Source organism: Actinomycetospora sp. NBRC 106375 (assembly GCF_030269665.1).
GTDB lineage: Bacteria > Actinomycetota > Actinomycetes > Mycobacteriales > Pseudonocardiaceae > Actinomycetospora.
Genome location: NZ_BSTS01000007.1, coordinates 263521 through 277926, shown reverse-complemented (window position 1 = coordinate 277926; position 14406 = coordinate 263521). Strand labels below are relative to the sequence as shown.

13 protein-coding genes are annotated in these 14406 nt (G+C 74.5%); 8 read left to right on the top strand and 5 right to left on the bottom strand.

Features of this window, described 5'->3' with window-relative positions:
• Positions 1 to 150: 150 nt before the first annotated feature.
• Together QSK03_RS14315 and QSK03_RS14310 are read left to right on the top strand one after the other, a co-directional pair.
• Positions 151 to 1404, top strand: a complete 1254-nt coding sequence (locus QSK03_RS14315) for a M20 metallopeptidase family protein (protein ID WP_502872170.1) — start codon at positions 151 to 153, stop codon at positions 1402 to 1404.
• Between the two features lie 68 nt (positions 1405 to 1472).
• Positions 1473 to 2513: a prephenate dehydrogenase gene (locus QSK03_RS14310; RefSeq protein ID WP_285653101.1), complete on the top strand. Its 1041-nt coding sequence runs from the start codon at positions 1473 to 1475 to the stop codon at positions 2511 to 2513.
• A gap of 81 nt (positions 2514 to 2594) precedes the next feature.
• On the opposite strand, the gene QSK03_RS14305 is transcribed toward QSK03_RS14310, so the two are convergent.
• Positions 2595 to 3524, bottom strand: coding sequence for an SDR family oxidoreductase (locus tag QSK03_RS14305; protein ID WP_285653098.1), 930 nt, complete (start codon positions 3522 to 3524; stop codon positions 2595 to 2597).
• Positions 3525 to 3628: 104 nt separating this feature from the next.
• On the opposite strand from QSK03_RS14305, the gene QSK03_RS14300 reads away from it, so the two are divergent.
• Positions 3629 to 4288, top strand: a complete 660-nt coding sequence (locus QSK03_RS14300) for a TetR/AcrR family transcriptional regulator (protein ID WP_285653095.1) — start codon at positions 3629 to 3631, stop codon at positions 4286 to 4288.
• 56 nt (positions 4289 to 4344) lie between these two features.
• Positions 4345 to 6207, top strand: a complete 1863-nt coding sequence (locus QSK03_RS14295; RefSeq protein ID WP_285653092.1) for an HNH endonuclease signature motif containing protein — start codon at positions 4345 to 4347, stop codon at positions 6205 to 6207.
• Between the two features lie 76 nt (positions 6208 to 6283).
• Here QSK03_RS14295 and QSK03_RS14290 read toward each other — a convergent pair whose 3' ends face one another.
• A complete protein-coding gene (locus tag QSK03_RS14290; protein ID WP_285653182.1) occupies positions 6284 to 7078 on the bottom strand; it encodes an ATP-dependent DNA ligase in 795 nt (264 codons plus the stop codon).
• A 158-nt stretch (positions 7079 to 7236) separates the two neighbouring features.
• On the opposite strand from QSK03_RS14290, the gene ku reads away from it, so the two are divergent.
• Complete coding sequence (gene ku / locus QSK03_RS14285) at positions 7237 to 8268, top strand: non-homologous end joining protein Ku (RefSeq protein ID WP_285653088.1); 1032 nt, start codon at positions 7237 to 7239, stop codon at positions 8266 to 8268.
• 59 nt (positions 8269 to 8327) lie between these two features.
• Here the strand turns inward: ku and QSK03_RS14280 are convergent, their stop codons facing one another.
• Positions 8328 to 8552 (bottom strand): copper ion binding protein, encoded by a 225-nt coding sequence (locus QSK03_RS14280; RefSeq protein WP_285653086.1) that lies wholly within the window; start codon positions 8550 to 8552, stop codon positions 8328 to 8330.
• 126 nt (positions 8553 to 8678) lie between these two features.
• On the opposite strand from QSK03_RS14280, the gene QSK03_RS14275 reads away from it, so the two are divergent.
• A complete protein-coding gene (locus QSK03_RS14275) occupies positions 8679 to 9266 on the top strand; it encodes a type 1 glutamine amidotransferase domain-containing protein (protein ID WP_285653085.1) in 588 nt (195 codons plus the stop codon).
• Positions 9267 to 9354: 88 nt separating this feature from the next.
• Positions 9355 to 10476 (top strand): NHL repeat-containing protein, encoded by a 1122-nt coding sequence (locus tag QSK03_RS14270; protein WP_285653082.1) that lies wholly within the window; start codon positions 9355 to 9357, stop codon positions 10474 to 10476.
• A gap of 21 nt (positions 10477 to 10497) precedes the next feature.
• Here the strand turns inward: QSK03_RS14270 and QSK03_RS14265 are convergent, their stop codons facing one another.
• Together QSK03_RS14265 and QSK03_RS14260 are read right to left on the bottom strand one after the other, a co-directional pair.
• The gene (locus QSK03_RS14265) at positions 10498 to 11877 is read right to left on the bottom strand and encodes an LCP family protein (RefSeq protein ID WP_285653080.1); all 1380 of its coding nucleotides are present in this window, start codon (positions 11875 to 11877) and stop codon (positions 10498 to 10500) included.
• 181 nt (positions 11878 to 12058) lie between these two features.
• On the bottom strand, positions 12059 to 12733 hold the full coding sequence (locus tag QSK03_RS14260) for a TetR/AcrR family transcriptional regulator (protein ID WP_285653075.1): 675 nt from the start codon (positions 12731 to 12733) through the stop codon (positions 12059 to 12061).
• Between the two features lie 115 nt (positions 12734 to 12848).
• Between QSK03_RS14260 and QSK03_RS14255 the strand changes: the two genes are divergently transcribed.
• Positions 12849 to 14402 carry a flavin-containing monooxygenase gene (locus QSK03_RS14255; RefSeq protein ID WP_285653072.1) on the top strand — a complete coding sequence of 518 codons (1554 nt, stop codon included), beginning with the start codon at positions 12849 to 12851 and terminating at the stop codon, positions 14400 to 14402.
• Positions 14403 to 14406 lie beyond the last annotated feature (4 nt).

The following is a 14406-nucleotide window of genomic DNA, read 5'->3' as shown; positions in this document are numbered from 1 at the left end:
TGTGGGCGTGTCTACGTGGAAGTCCGGCGAGGTCACGGGCGCCGGACGGTCGACCGCGCACTCCTGCCGGGCGTCCCGGGCCCGCACGGGGTGGAACGATCGCCTTCGCGTACGCAACGACCTCACGAACGGGGTGCCAGGATCGGACGGGTGAGCGCTCCGGAGCGGCGAGCGGGCGGGCGACGCGCGGCGCATCGCGCCCCCGAGCGGGCGCTGCTGGCCGAGGCCCGGGCCCTGCAGCCGCGCACCCTCGCGCTGCGCCGCGTCCTGCACCGGCACCCGGAGATCGGACTCGACCTGCCCGTCACCCAGGCGGCGGTGATCTCGGCGCTGCACGAGCTGCCCCTCGAGGTCACCACGGGGCAGGGCTGCAGCTCCGTCGTCGCCGTCCTGCGCGGGGCGCGGCCGGGCGCGACGGTGCTCGTCCGCGCCGACATGGACGCGCTGCCGATGGACGAGGACAGCGGGGTGCCGTTCGCGTCCGAGGTCGACGGCGCCATGCACTCCTGCGGCCACGACCTGCACACCGCGATGCTCGCCTCGTCGGCCCGCCTGCTCGCGGGCCGTCGCGACCGTCTCGCCGGCACCGTCGTGTTCATGTTCCAGCCCGGTGAGGAGAGCGCGCACGGGGCGCGGACGATGCTCGACGAGGGACTGGTCGACGCCGACGGGCCCGGCGGGACGCCCGAGTCGGCGATGGCTCTGCACGTCACGTCGCGCCTCGCGGCCGGCACGCTCCAGACGCGACCCGACTCGATCATGGCGTCGTCCGACGACCTGCGCGTGCGCGTCACCGGCCGCGGCGGCCACGCCTCGGCACCGCACGACGCGCTCGACCCCGTGCCGGCGGCCGCGGCGATGGTCGGCGCGCTGCACACGATGATCACGCGGCGGGTCAGCGCGTTCGACCCCGCGGTGCTCACCGTGGCGCACATCAGCGCCGGCACGACGACGAACGTCATCCCGGAGACAGCCCTGCTCGAGGGCACCGTGCGCACGCTCTCGGAGGAGACGCGCTCCCGGCTGCTGGACGAGATCGGCCAGGTCTGCACCGGCGTCGCGAGCGCCTACGGGTGCACGTGCGAGGTCGAGATCGAGGCCGGCTACCCCGTGACGATCAACGACCCGGACGTCGCGGACCGCGTCGCCGACGTGGGCCGCTCGGTGCTCGGGTCGCGCTTCGTCGAGCCCATGCCCGACCCGATCATGGGCTCCGAGGACTTCTCCTACGTCCTCGGCCGCGTGCCCGGGGCACTCGCGTTCCTCGGCGCCTGCCCGACCGACGTCGACCCCACCGAGGCGCCGCCCAACCACTCCAACCGCGTCGTCTTCGACGAGGACGCGATGGTCGCGGGGGTCGCCCTGTACTCGGGGTACGTCATGGACGCTCTACGACCCGGCTGACGGCCGACCGAAGGGCCCGTTCGGGCGTATCTCCCTCACTCTCGCGGGTCGCCCTATCGTCCCTGCCCGTGGAGACTGCCGTGGAATCCGCCGGTGCCGTCCTCGCCGCCGCGCAGCACCGGCCCGTGTGCGTCGTCGGCCTCGGCCTCATCGGTGGCTCGCTGCTGCGCGCGGCCACCGACGCAGGCCGGCAGGCCTGGGGCGCGTCGGCGTCGACGACGACGGCCGAGAAGGCCGCCGCCGACGGCTACGACGTCGCCGCCTCGGTCGACGAGGCGCTCGCCCGCGCCGCCGCCGAGGACGCCCTCGTCGTGCTGGCCGTGCCCCTGACCGCTCTGGAGGACGTGCTGGCGGTCGTCGCCCGCGAGGCGCCCCACTGCCGTCTCACCGACGTCACGAGCGTCAAGCAACCCGTCGCCGAGGCCGTGCTGCGCCGCGCACCGGGCACCCGCTTCGTCGGCGGGCACCCGATGACCGGCACCGAGTTCTCCGGCTGGGACGCCGGCTCGCTCCAGCTCTTCCACGAGAAGGTCTGGGTGGTCGCGACCGAGGACGACGCCGACCTCGAGGTGTGGGTCGACGTCGCCGCCCTCGCGCTGGCGTGCGGCTCGGTCGTCGTCCCGGCGGCCGGTGACGAGCACGATCTCGCCGTCGCCCGCATCTCCCACCTGCCCCACCTGCTGGCCGCCGTCCTCGCGGCGGTGGGCGCGGACGGCGGGGAGCTCGCGCTCGCCCTGGCCGCGGGGTCGTTCACCGACGGCACGCGGGTGGCGGCGACCCGCCCCGAGCTCACGGCCGCCATGTGCGAGGGCAACCGCTCGGCGTTGCTGTCGTCTCTCGACGACGCCCTCGGCCGCCTCGGCGCGGCCCGCGGCTCGCTGGCGTCCACGGGCGGGCTGCTCTCGACGCTGACCGCCGGACACGAGGGCCGCGAGGCGCTCGACGGGGCCCGCCGCGCCCGCCGCGAGGTGCGGATCGACCTCGAGGGCACGCCCGGCGAGTTCCTCGAGAACATGCGCGAGCTCGGGCGCACCGGGGGACGCGTCATCGGCTGGACCTCGGAGGCCCTCGACGCCGCCGACGAGGCCTTGGGGGCACTCGAGGGGTAGCCGCGCTTGTTCGAGCGATGCGGCTTTCCTGGCGTGTGACGCCAGGATCGCCACACGCTCGCTCGCACGACACGCCGGTGCTCAGCCGACGGCCGTCGCGGGCACGGAGACGCCCGTGAGGTCCTCGCCCGCGCGCCAGAACCGCGCGGCGAGGTCCGCGTCGAGCGCCCGGCGCGGGAAGCGGGCGCGTGCCGTCTCGCCGGTGAGCCCGAGGAAACCGTCCGGGCCCCAGTAGCTCCCGTTCTCGGCGCCCGGGTCGGCGGCGGCGAAGAGCAGCGGCTCGGCGCCGGTGTCGACCTCCTGGGAGGGCATCAACCGCTCGAACCGCTGCCACGGCATGCGGCTCGGGGTGGCGCGGCCGAGGTTGGGCCCGCTCGTCTGCAGGTTGGTGTGCGTGTAGCCGGGGTGGGCGGCGGTGCTGCGCAGGTCCCAGCCGCGCTCGTCGGCGAGACGGGCGAGGTGGCGCGTGAGCAGCAGGTCCGCGAGCTTCGACGCGCCGTACGCGAGCCAGGGGTGGTAGCGCCGCGGCTCCTCCAGCTGCGCGGGGTCGACGCGGCCGAGGTAGGCGGCGCCGCTGCTCATGGTGGCGACGCGGGCGCCGGGCGCGCTGAGCAGCGCCGGGAGCAGCCGCACCGTCAGGGCCAGGTGCCCGAGCGCGTTGCTGCCCATCTGGAGCTCGATGCCGTCGACGGTGAGGCGCCGCTCGGGCACCGCCATGACCCCCGCGTTGTTGACGAGCACGTCGAGTCCGCGCCCGTCGGCGAGGAGCCCGTCTGCGAACTCCTGCACCGAGGACAGGTCGGCCAGGTCGAGGCGGCGGAGCTCGAGGTCGGCGCCGGGGACCCTCGCCCGCAGCTCCTCGAGTGCCGCCTCGCCGCGCTCGGGCGAGCGCACCGCGAGGACGACCCGGGCGCCGGCGGCCGCGAGCCGGGCTGCGGCCTCCTTGCCCGTCCCGCTGTTGGCGCCGGTGATGACGGCGGTCCGTCCGGTCTGGTCGGGCACGGCGTACACGGCCGCTCCTCTCGTCCTAACAGACCGACGGTCTGTTGATAGGGACGACGCTAACGAACCGCTGGTCTCTTCGCAACGGACCGCCGGTACGTAAACTGTGGCGCGTGACCTTCCGGCGGGCGCGCAGCGACGAGCAGCGCGAGGAGCGACGGCGGGCGATCCTGGCGACGACCGCGGCGATGCTCGCCGAGATGCCCGTCGCCGACGTGAGCCTGAACGAGATCAGCCGCCGCGTCGGGCTGGCGAAGTCGAACGTGCTGCGCTACGTGGAGTCCCGGGAGGCCGCCCTGCTCGACCTGCTCCACGCGGAGCTCGCGGAGTGGCTGGAGATCGTGCGGGCGTCGCCACCCGCCTCCGGCTCGGTGCGCGAACGCGTCGACGGCGCGGCCGACCTCGTGGCCCGCACCCTCGCCGAGCGGCCCGTCCTCTGCGACCTCCTCGGCGCCCAGGCCGCCGTCCTCGAGCGCAACGTGTCCACCGACCTCGCCGTCCGGCACAAGCGGGAGTCGATGGCCGCGGCGGGCGAGCTCGCCGCGGTCCTGCGCGGGCACGTCCCCGAGCTCTCCGAGGACGCCTCCGTCCGCGCCGCCGGCGCCGCCGCCCTGTGCGCCGGGGCTGCCTGGACGGCCACCCAGCCCTCGGCGGCGATGTGCGTCGCCTACGACGAGAACCCCGACCTCGCGGCGATGCGCCTCGACTTCGGCGGCGCGGTGCGCGAGCTCGTGGCGGTGCTGATCAGCGGCCTCCTCGCCCGCGAGAGCTGAGACCGTCTCAGCCGATCCGCCCCTCGGTGTCGGACGGAGCCGGTAGTCTCGAACACATGTTCGAAGGATTCGTGGACGAGACGCCTCCCGCGGCGTCCGCCGGGCGCGCCGCCGGCGTGGACGGCGTCGTTCCCGGTCCCGAGCTGGCCGACCGCCTGGTCACCGCCGACCTCGCCGCCGACCGGCCCGACGCCGCCGACCGCTCGCCCGCCGGAGAGGAGGCCTGGCAGGCCGCCACGGCGAGCGGGCTCGGCCGGGTCGAGGGGTGGTCCCGGATGGCGGGCTGGGTCCAGGCCCAGGAGATGCTCGCGGTCGAGGCGCTCGTGGCCCGCGCCGTCGAGCGCGCGCAGCAGCGACCGCCGGGCACGCTGCTCGACGAGCACAGGGGCGGGGTCGGCGCCGAGGTGGATTCCCTGGTCGCCGAGCTCGCCCTGAGCTGGCAGGTCACCCAGCGCACCGCCGCGCGTCGGGTCGACGAGGCGGTCAGCCTGGTCAACGGCGTGCCGCTGCTCATCGAGGCGATGCTCGACGGTCGCCTCGGCATCGCCCACGTCCGCGCCCTCGGCGGGGTGCTGCTCGACCTCGATCCCGCCCTCGCCGAGCACATCTCCCGTGATCTGCTCGAGGGCACCTCCTCCGGCGAGCCGATCGCCCGCACGCCCGTGCAGCTCGCCGGCTCCGCCCGCCGCGCCGCCATCCGCCTCGACCCCGGCAGCGCCCGCCGGCGGGAGCGACGTGCCAGGCGCGAACGCGAGGTGCACCTCGGGGCCGAGAGCGACGGCATGGCCACGCTCACCGCCTACCTGCCCGCGGCCGAGGCGCTGCTGCTCTACCGCACCATCGACGCCCACGCCCAGCGCAGTGCGCTCGCCGATCCCGGAGACGACGCCGCCGAGGGTGGCGAGCGATCGCCCGGCGCGCGGAGGGCCGACGCGCTGTGCGACCTCGTCGCCCTGGGCGCGCTCCTCGCCGGTGGTGCGGAACCGGCGACGGCGGCGGGCCCGGTCCCCGACGGTGTCGCGTGCACCGGCGACTGTCGGTGTGACGCGGCGGCCGACGGCGAGCCGACCGACGGCGAGATCCCAGCTGGCGACGACTCGCATGCCGTCGCTCCAGCCGAGGACGAGCTGAGCGAGGACGACATCGGTCTCGATCGGAACGAGGTCGCGTCGGACGATCCCGACAGTGCGTCCGACGCGAGGGTCGACCAGTGTCGAGACCCGGCTGATCCGTCGGGAGACGACCCGCCGGGCCGCCAGCCACCACCTCGCCCCCCGCGCCCACCCCGCAACGTCCAGGTCCGGGTCGTGGTCTCCGCCGACACGCTGCTCGGGCTCGACGACCCCCCGGCCGAGGTCACGGGCTACGGCCCGATCACCGCCGCCGAGGCGCGAGGTCTCGCGGCCGGGGCGGACGCGACGTGGCGCCGGGTGCTCACCGACCCGGTGTCGGGTGCCGTGCTCGACGTCGGTCACCGCCGGTACCGACCACCGGCAGCGATGGCCGAGCACGTCCGCAACCGCGACCTGACCTGCACGTTCCCGGGCTGTCGCGTGCCGTCCCAGGCCTGCGACCTCGACCACCTCGTGGTCTACGACCCGAACGATCCCGACGGGCGCACGGCGGCCGACAACCTCCATCCGCCCTGCCGCCACCACCACCGGATCAAGCACCTGCCGGGCTGGTCCGTGGCCCGGGGACCGGACGGCTCCGTGCTGTGGACCACCCCGACCGGACGGCGCTTCCGGACGATCCGCCCGGTCCTGGTGCCGGCGACGGTCGAGGACGTCCCGCCGCGCCCCGAGCCCGAAGACGAACCTCGGGGCGACCTCCCGGACGCCACCGATCTCGACGACCTGCTCCGTTCCCCGGCACCGACGTCGGCCGCCACGGGAGGCGACGATGCGCCGTCGTTCTGATCGCCGGGAGCAGCCCGTGGAACCACCGGGCTCAGGACACCAGCCCGCGGAACCACCGCTCTCAGAACACCAGCCCTCAGAACAGGGTGTCGTGCTGGGGCTGGCGCTCCCGGCGGGCGTGGCGCGGGCGGCGGGTGCTGGTGGAGGTCGAGGGTGCCGGTGCAGGAGCGGCCCCGTGCAGAGCGCCGAGCGACTCCGTGGGCGACGCCTCCGACGGCACCCTCTCGCCGAGCGATGCACCGTGAGCCTCGGTCGCGCCGAGCGACGGGTCCGGGCCCGTGGCCACGGCGCGCGCACCGGCGTGCGACCAGCGGGCGTCGATGCGGATCCAGTCGCCGCCCGATTCGCCGGAGCGGTAGGGCGTCCCCCGCCGCTTGGCGACGACGCCGGAGAGGCGCTGGGCGACGACGCCGGCGAGCAGCGCGGGGCCGTCGTCGTAGGCCGGCGAGACCTGGATGCGAGTCGAGCGCGAGAGGTCCAGCCGCGACAGCGTGGCCCGGCGCTCCTCGAGGGGCCGCGGGTCGAGCGGCACGCCGTAGAGGCGCATGACGTCGTAGACCATGAACACCGCGGGCCGCTCGCGGGCGAGGGCGCGGGCGCGCTGGGCGTCGGAGACCCCGAGCCGCTCGCCGAGGGCGTCGGCCGAGGGGCTGCCGCCGTCGAGCATCACCGCCTCGCCGTCGAGCATGCCGTCCGCGACGGCGTCGACGAGACCGGCGAACTCGGGGAACCGGGCGGTGACGTCCTCGCCGTCGGCGGTGTAGAGGGTCAGCTCGCCCTGGTCGACGTCCGCGAGCAGGCGCACGCCCGCCCAGTCGACCTCGTAGCTCCACGCACCCTCGACCGGCAGGTCGCCGGGAACGGGGAGCATCGGACGCACCGGACCATCGTGCCCCCGCGACCCGACACTCCCCGGGACCGGGGTCGGCGCGTCGTGCGCTGGGTTGGCTGGGACGAATGGGGCTGCTGCGGCATGCTGGAACGGACGCACGGTGACCGTCCACGCACCGTGCCCGCCGAGAGGGGCCGATGATGCGCGCGATCTGGAACGGCGCGGTGTCGTTCGGGCTCGTGAACGTGCCAGTGCGGCTGTACGCCGCCACGACGAACCACGACATCCGATTCCACCAGGTGCACGAGCGCGACGGCGGCCGGATCCGCCAGAAGCGGACGTGCTCGGTCTGCGGCGAGGAGGTCCAGTACTCCGAGATCGCCAAGGGGTACGAGACCGACGACGGCCAACTGATCATGCTGGACGACGACGACCTCGCGACGCTCCCTGTGGCGAGCGGGCACGAGATCGACGTCGTGCAGTTCGTGCCCTCGGACCAGATCGACGCCCTGCTGCTCGACAAGAGCTACTACCTCGAGCCCGAGAGCAAGGCGGTCAAGCCCTACGCGCTGTTGCGCGAGGCGCTCCGCGAGACCGACCGCATGGCCGTCGTCAAGGTGGCCCTGCGCCAGCGCGAGACCCTGGCGCTGCTGCGGGTGCGCGACGAGGCGATCGTGCTCCAGACGATGCTGTGGCCCGACGAGGTGCGCGAGCCGGAGTTCGAGACGCTGCGCACCGAGGTCGACCTGCGCCCGCAGGAGATGCAGATGGCGTCGTCGCTGGTCGAGAGCTTGTCGGGCGACTTCGAGTCCGACCAGTTCGAGGACGACTACCGGCAGGCCGTCGCCGACCTCATCGAGTACAAGCGCGAGCACGGCGGCGGGCGCCCGACCCCGGAGGCGGCTCCCGCCGACGAGGGCGACGACATGACCGACCTGCTCACCGCCCTGCGGCGCAGCGTCGAGGCGGCCGGCGGCAAGGCCCCCGCGGAGGAGCCGGCGGCGGCCTCGTCGAGCACGGAGACCGACGAGGCACCCGCCGAGGAGAAGCCCAAGCGGTCGCGCTCGCGGACGAAGAAGACCGCGGAGAAGAGCGAGGAGAAGGCCGAGGAGGCCGCCGCGGAGGAGACGCCGAAGAAGTCCACCGCGCGGCGGTCGTCGAAGAAGAAGTCCGAGGACGGCGACGAGGACGCGGCACCGGCGAAGGGGCGGCGCACCAAGACGGCGTGAGCGGCGGCCGGACCGGGCAGATCACGCGATGGCGGCGGGGTCGGCCCGGTCAGCCCTGCTCAGCCGGCCAGCGCCTCCTGGTCGGGGACGTCGTAGCCCTGGTCCTCGATCACGTCGACGAGGGCGTGCACCGTCATGGCGTCGTCGTGCTCGACGCGGACGCTCCGGGTGTCGACGTCGACCTCGACCGTCCGCACGCCGTCGATCGGGCCGACGGCGCCCTCGATGGCCGACTTGCAGTGCCCGCAGTGGATCTCGGGCACGGACAGGGTGGTGCTGGCCATCCTCTGGCCTCCGTTTCGTCGCGGCGGGGTCGGGGGAGCCCCCGGCGTCAACGACACCGTCCTCCGTCGAGGACGGCATCGATACCCCCCGAGGGTAACCACGACGCGAGGGAGCACTACCCGACCATGGCCGAGACCGGAGCGCTGCAGGGCAAGACCGTCATGTTCCTGTGCGCCAAGGAAGGCACCGAGCAGGTCGAGCTGACCGAGCCCTGGAAGGCGGTCGAGGAGGCAGGCGGCACCCCGGTGCTGGTCTCGGAGACGCCCGGGTCGATCCAGGCCTTCAACCACCTCGACAAGGGTGACCGCTTCGACGTCGACTCGGTGATCACGCAGGTCAAGATCGAGAACTACGACGCCCTCGTGCTGCCCGGCGGCGTCGCCAACCCCGACCTGCTGCGCACCATCCCCGACGTCGTCCAGGTGGTCGGGCAGTTCTTCGCGAACCGCAAGCCGGTCGCCGCGATCTGCCACGCGCCGTGGACCCTCGTCGAGGCCGACGTGCTGCGCGGCCGCCGCATGACCTCGTTCCCGAGCATCGCCACGGACCTCCGCAACGCCGGCGCCGAGTGGGTCGACGAGGAGGTCGTCGTCGACCAGGGCCTGATCACCAGCCGCAACCCCGACGACCTGCCGGCGTTCTGCCGCACGCTCGTCGAGGAGTTCGCCCACGCCCCGACCCCGGCCCACGCGCTGTCAAGCGACCAGGCCTGACGCTCGGGAGACGCCGACCGGCCGCCTGAGCTGCGCCGGTCGGCGTCATCGCGCGGAGCCCACGTGGTCGGCGACATACTCCCGCCCCATGCGCAGACGCTCCGCCCGCACCGTGGCCGCCGCCGGCCTGATCGCGGGCCTCGCGCTCGCCGGCTGCAGCAACGAGCCACCGACACCCCCAGCCGCACCCGCGAGCCCCGCGGCACCCGTCCCGACGACCACCGGGGCGCTCATCCCCGGCGTGCCCACCGAGGGCACCCGCCCGCCGACGGACAACCTGCCGCTCGCCGCCGAGCCCCAGGGCGCGCCGGCGCCGACGACCACCCCGCCGGGCCGCCAGGTCCAGGTCGGCTCGGCGCCCGAGGGCGTCGTCGTCGACCCCGTGACCCGCACCGTCGCGGTCGCCAAGCGCAACCCCAACGAGCTCGTGCTCCTCGACGCCGACACCGGCGTGGTCCGCAGCCGGACCCCGCTGCCCGGCTTCGTCCGCCACCTCCAGCTCGCCGCCCCCGGCGGCCCCGTGCTCGTGCCGGTCGAGAGCGCCAACGCCGTGGTCCGGGTCGCGCTGCCCGGTGGGCAGGCCGACCCGCCGCTGGTCGTCGGCACCGTGCCCCACGACGTCACGCAGGCCCCGAACGGCACGATCATCGCCGCCGACGAGCTCGGCGGGACGGTCTCGGCCGTGCGCGGCGACCGGGTCGTCAAGATGTTCACCGACGCGGTCCAGCCCGCCGGCGTCGCGCCGGTCGGCGACGTCGTCGGGATGGTCGACGTCCGCAAGAACACGCTGACCACCTACAACGTGGCCACGCTCAACATCGTCGGCGAGGCGCCGTCCGGGGCCGGTCCGACCCACCTCGTCGCCGACAGGCACGGCCGCATGATCGCCACGGACACCCGCGGCAACGAGGTCATCGTGTTCGAGCCGACCACCGGGCCGAACGGCGGCCCCCGCGAGGTCGCCCGCGTCCCCCAGCCGGGCGGGCCCTACGGCATCACCTACGACGCGACCCGCGACCGGGTCTGGGTCGCCTCCTCGGGCACCAACGAGGTCGTCGGGTACGACATGACCGCGCCGCAGCCCCGCGAGGTGGCCCGGGTCGCGACCGTCCAGAACCCGTACACCGTCGGCGTCGACCCGCAGACGGGCCGACTGTTCGTCGCCGGCGTCTCCACCGGCGTCGTCCAGATCGTCGACCCGCCCGCCTGAGCGCCCGCCCCTCGGACCGGGTCAGCCGCCGCTGATCAGGTCCGAGGGGATGTCCTTGTCGTCGCGGATCGCGTCGAAGAACTGGGCGGACTTCTGCTTGTTCCAGACCACGCCGCCGGAGACGCTGCTCGACAGGTCGACCGGGACGGTGGTGGTGACGCCGCTGCCGCCCGAGAGCGAGCGCATGGCGATGCCCAGGCTGGCCAGGTTCCAGATGTGGGTGCTGTTGTCCACCGTGAGCGTGCCGATCGCCGAGTTCGCGAAGGGCACGATCCGGAACGGGTTGAGCAGCACCGTCGGGCTCGACGCCTCCGAGATCAGCGCCGAGAGGAACTTGCGCTGGTTCTGGATGCGCTGCAGATCGGCGTTCGGGAAGGCGCGCGTGCGCACGAAGCCCAGGGCGTTCGGGCCGTCGAGGTCCTGGCACCCGGCCGGCAGGTCGATGCCGGCCTTCGGGTCGTCGATCGGCTCGTCGAGGCACATGTTCACCCCGCCGATCGCGTCGACCATGCCCGCGAAGCCCTCGAAGCCGATCTCGGCGTAGTGGTCGATCTCGATGTCCGCGTTGGCCTCGACGGTCTGCACGAGCAGCTGCGGCCCGCCGATCCCGTACGCGGAGTTCAGGCGGCCGCGGCCGTGCCCGGGGATGTTGAGGATCGAGTCACGCGGCAGGCTCGTCAACGACGTCTGCCCGCCGAAGCCGCCGACGTGGACGAGCATCATCGTGTCGGTGCGGCTGCCGTCCACCTCGCCGGTGGAGAGCTGCTGGGCGGCCGCGTCGTCGATGCCGGCGCGGCTGTCGGAGCCGATGATCAGCCAGTTGGTGCCCGAGCTCGCGGAGCCCTCGTACTCGGGCAGCGCGTCCACGCGGGTCATGTGCACGTCGAGGTAGATCCCGAACCCGACGACGAGCAGCAGGATCACCGCGAGCACGGCGCCGATCCGCTTGGGCCAGCTCCACCGCGAGAACCGGCCGCCGCCACGGCCGGGCCCCGAACGCGACCACGCCGGCCGCTCGGGCAGCCGCTCGCGCCAGGACGGTCGTGGCTCCTCCCGCGCCGCGCGGGCGACGTCGGGGTCGTAGCCGACCTGCGGGTCACGGCTCCAGTCGGGGGCGCCGACGCGGGTCGCCTGCGGTCGCGGGCCGCCCTGACCGTTGCCACCGCCGTCGCCGGCGCCGTTCCCACCGCGGCCGCGCGAGCCGCGGCCCGGCATCGAGAAGCCGCCGGGACGGCCCGGGGGCGGGCCACCGGGCGGCGGGCCCTGCGGCGGCGGGGCCTGGCGTCCGGGCGGCGGCCCGGCGGGAGGACGGCCGGGCGGCGGGCCGCCGGGGCCGGGAGGGGGGCCGCCGGGGCCTGCGGGGGGCCGTCCCCGTCCGGGGGGACCACCGGGTCGGTTCATCGCCGCCTCACCTCGCGCCTCGCCTCGACGGGACGCCACCGGGCGGGGAGCGCCGGCCGGCTCTCGGGTGCCGGCCGCGGGGCCGTCGTGAGCGGTGAGGATACGCAGGCCACGGGCCCGCCCTGCGCCCCCCGCAGCCCAGGGCGTCTCGAGCCTGCTCCGACCGACGTCGGGTCCGCGTTCACACGTCCGGACGAGCGGCCCGGTCGAGGACCGCGAGGACGAGATCGGTGACGGTGGGAGCGAGCTCGAGCAGGCGCTCGCCCCGGCCGTCCTCGACCGCGTCGAGCACCAGCTCGTTGATGCCGCCCACGAGCGCCACGGCGGTCGGGCGCGGGATCCCGTTGAGGCCGACCAGCTCCGGGACGGACGCACCCGCGGCCCAGCGCGCGGCGCCGAGGGCGACGAGCGCGGAGAGCTGGTCGGCGAAGCGGTTGAGCACCTCGCGGCGGACCTGCCAGCCGCGCGGCCCGAGGCCGCTGATCTCGGTGAGCAGCGTGCGGGTGAGCGCGGGCTTCTCGGCCAGCGCGGCCAGGTAGGCGCGCGTGGCCGCCGCGACCTCGTCCCCCAGGTCCGGGGTCGGCGCCCCGGGTCCGGCGTCGACCGCCGGGGCCACCGCCTCGGCGATCCGCGTCAGGGGCTGCTCGGCCGCCGCGACGTACGCGGCAAGGAAGCAGTCCTCCCGATCGGCGAAGTGCTGGTAGAAGGTGCGCTTCGAGACGCGGGCGGAGGCGACGACGTCGGCGACGGTGACCGCCGCGTACCCCCGGTCCGCGACCAGCCCGATCATCGCCTCGACGAGACGGTCGCGGTGGGCGGCACCGGACGGGGTGACGGGGGACGCCGGAACGGGCACTGGACAACGGTACCACCGCGTACCACGATGGGGTCCGCATCCGGTACGGTCGCGTACCAACGCGGCGACGGGCCCGCCCCGTCCCCGGAGGCGACGACGTCACGAGGAGGACCCGATGACGGAGGCCACCCCGGCCGCCACCCCACCCGGCGAGGACCAGGGTGCGCCCGTGCCCCACCTGGCCGTGGCCATCGTCGGCAACGGCTTCTCCGGGCTCGGCACAGCGATCCGGCTGCGGCAGGCCGGCGAGGACGACTTCCTGATCTTCGAGCGGCACGACGACGTGGGCGGCACCTGGCGGGACAACTCGTACCCCGGCTGCGCCTGCGACGTGCCCAGCCACCTCTACTCGTTCTCGTTCGCGCCGAACCCGGACTGGAGCCGGTCCTTCTCCGCGCAGCCGGAGATCCACGCGTACCTGCAGCGGGTGTCGGCGGAGTACGACATCGACCGCTTCACCCGGCACCGCCACGAGGTGCTCGACGCGACGTGGGACGACACCGCGCAGCACTGGGTGGTCAACACCGGCCAGGGCGTCTGGACCGCCGACGCCCTCGTGCTGGGCTCGGGCGCGCTGTCGGACCCCTCGTTCCCGGACGTCCCCGGCCTCGAGGACTTCGAGGGCCCGGTGTTCCACTCCGCGACCTGGCGCCACGACCTCGACCTGCGCGGGCGCAGGGTCGCCGTCATCGGCACCGGGGCCTCGGCGATCCAGTTCGTGCCCGAGATCGCGCCCGTCGTCGGCGACCTGAAGGTCTTCCAGCGGACGCCGCCGTGGATCATGCCGCGCCGCGACCGCGCCATCACCGGGATCGAGAAGCTGCTCTTCCGCTGGTTCCCGCCGGCCCAGCGCCTGGTCCGCGAGGCGATCTACTGGGGCCGCGAGACGTTCGTGTTCGGCTTCCGCGACCCGCGGCGCATGGCGAAGGCCGCCGCGCTCGCCGAGGCCCACATGCGCCGCCAGGTCGACGACCCGGCGCTGCGGGAGAAGATCACCCCGGACTACGCGATGGGCTGCAAGCGCATCCTGCTGTCCAACGACTACCTGCCCGCGCTCGACCGCGACAACGTCGAGGTGATCACCGAGAAGATCGTCGAGATCCGCCCGAACGCCGTGGTGACCGCCGACGGCATCGAGCACGAGGTCGACACGATCATCGCGGGCACCGGCTTCGCGATCAGCGACCTGCCGATCAGCCACCGCGTCCACGGGCGCGACGGGCGCAGCCTCGCCGACCACTGGGGCGGCACGATGTTCGCCCACAACGGCACGATGATCACGGGCTTCCCGAACGTGTTCACCCTGCTCGGCCCGAACACCGGGCTGGGGCACAACTCGGTCGTGTTCATGATCGAGTCCCAGATCGCGCTGGTGCTCGACACCCTGCGCCACATGCGCGCCCACGGCGTCGGCGCCGTCGAGCCCACCCAGGCCGCCCAGGACGCGTTCGTCGCCGAGATGCAGCGCAAGACCGAGGGCACGGTCTGGGTCGACGGCGGGTGCTCGTCCTGGTACCTCGACGCGCAGGGCAACAACTCGGCACTCTGGCCGACCTTCACGATGCCCTTCCGCCGGCGGGTGCGGCGCTTCCGGCCCGAGGAGCACCACCTCACCCCGAGCGGGAGACGTAGCAGGGGGAGCACGCCGATAGGGGAGCTCGACCCGTAGACAC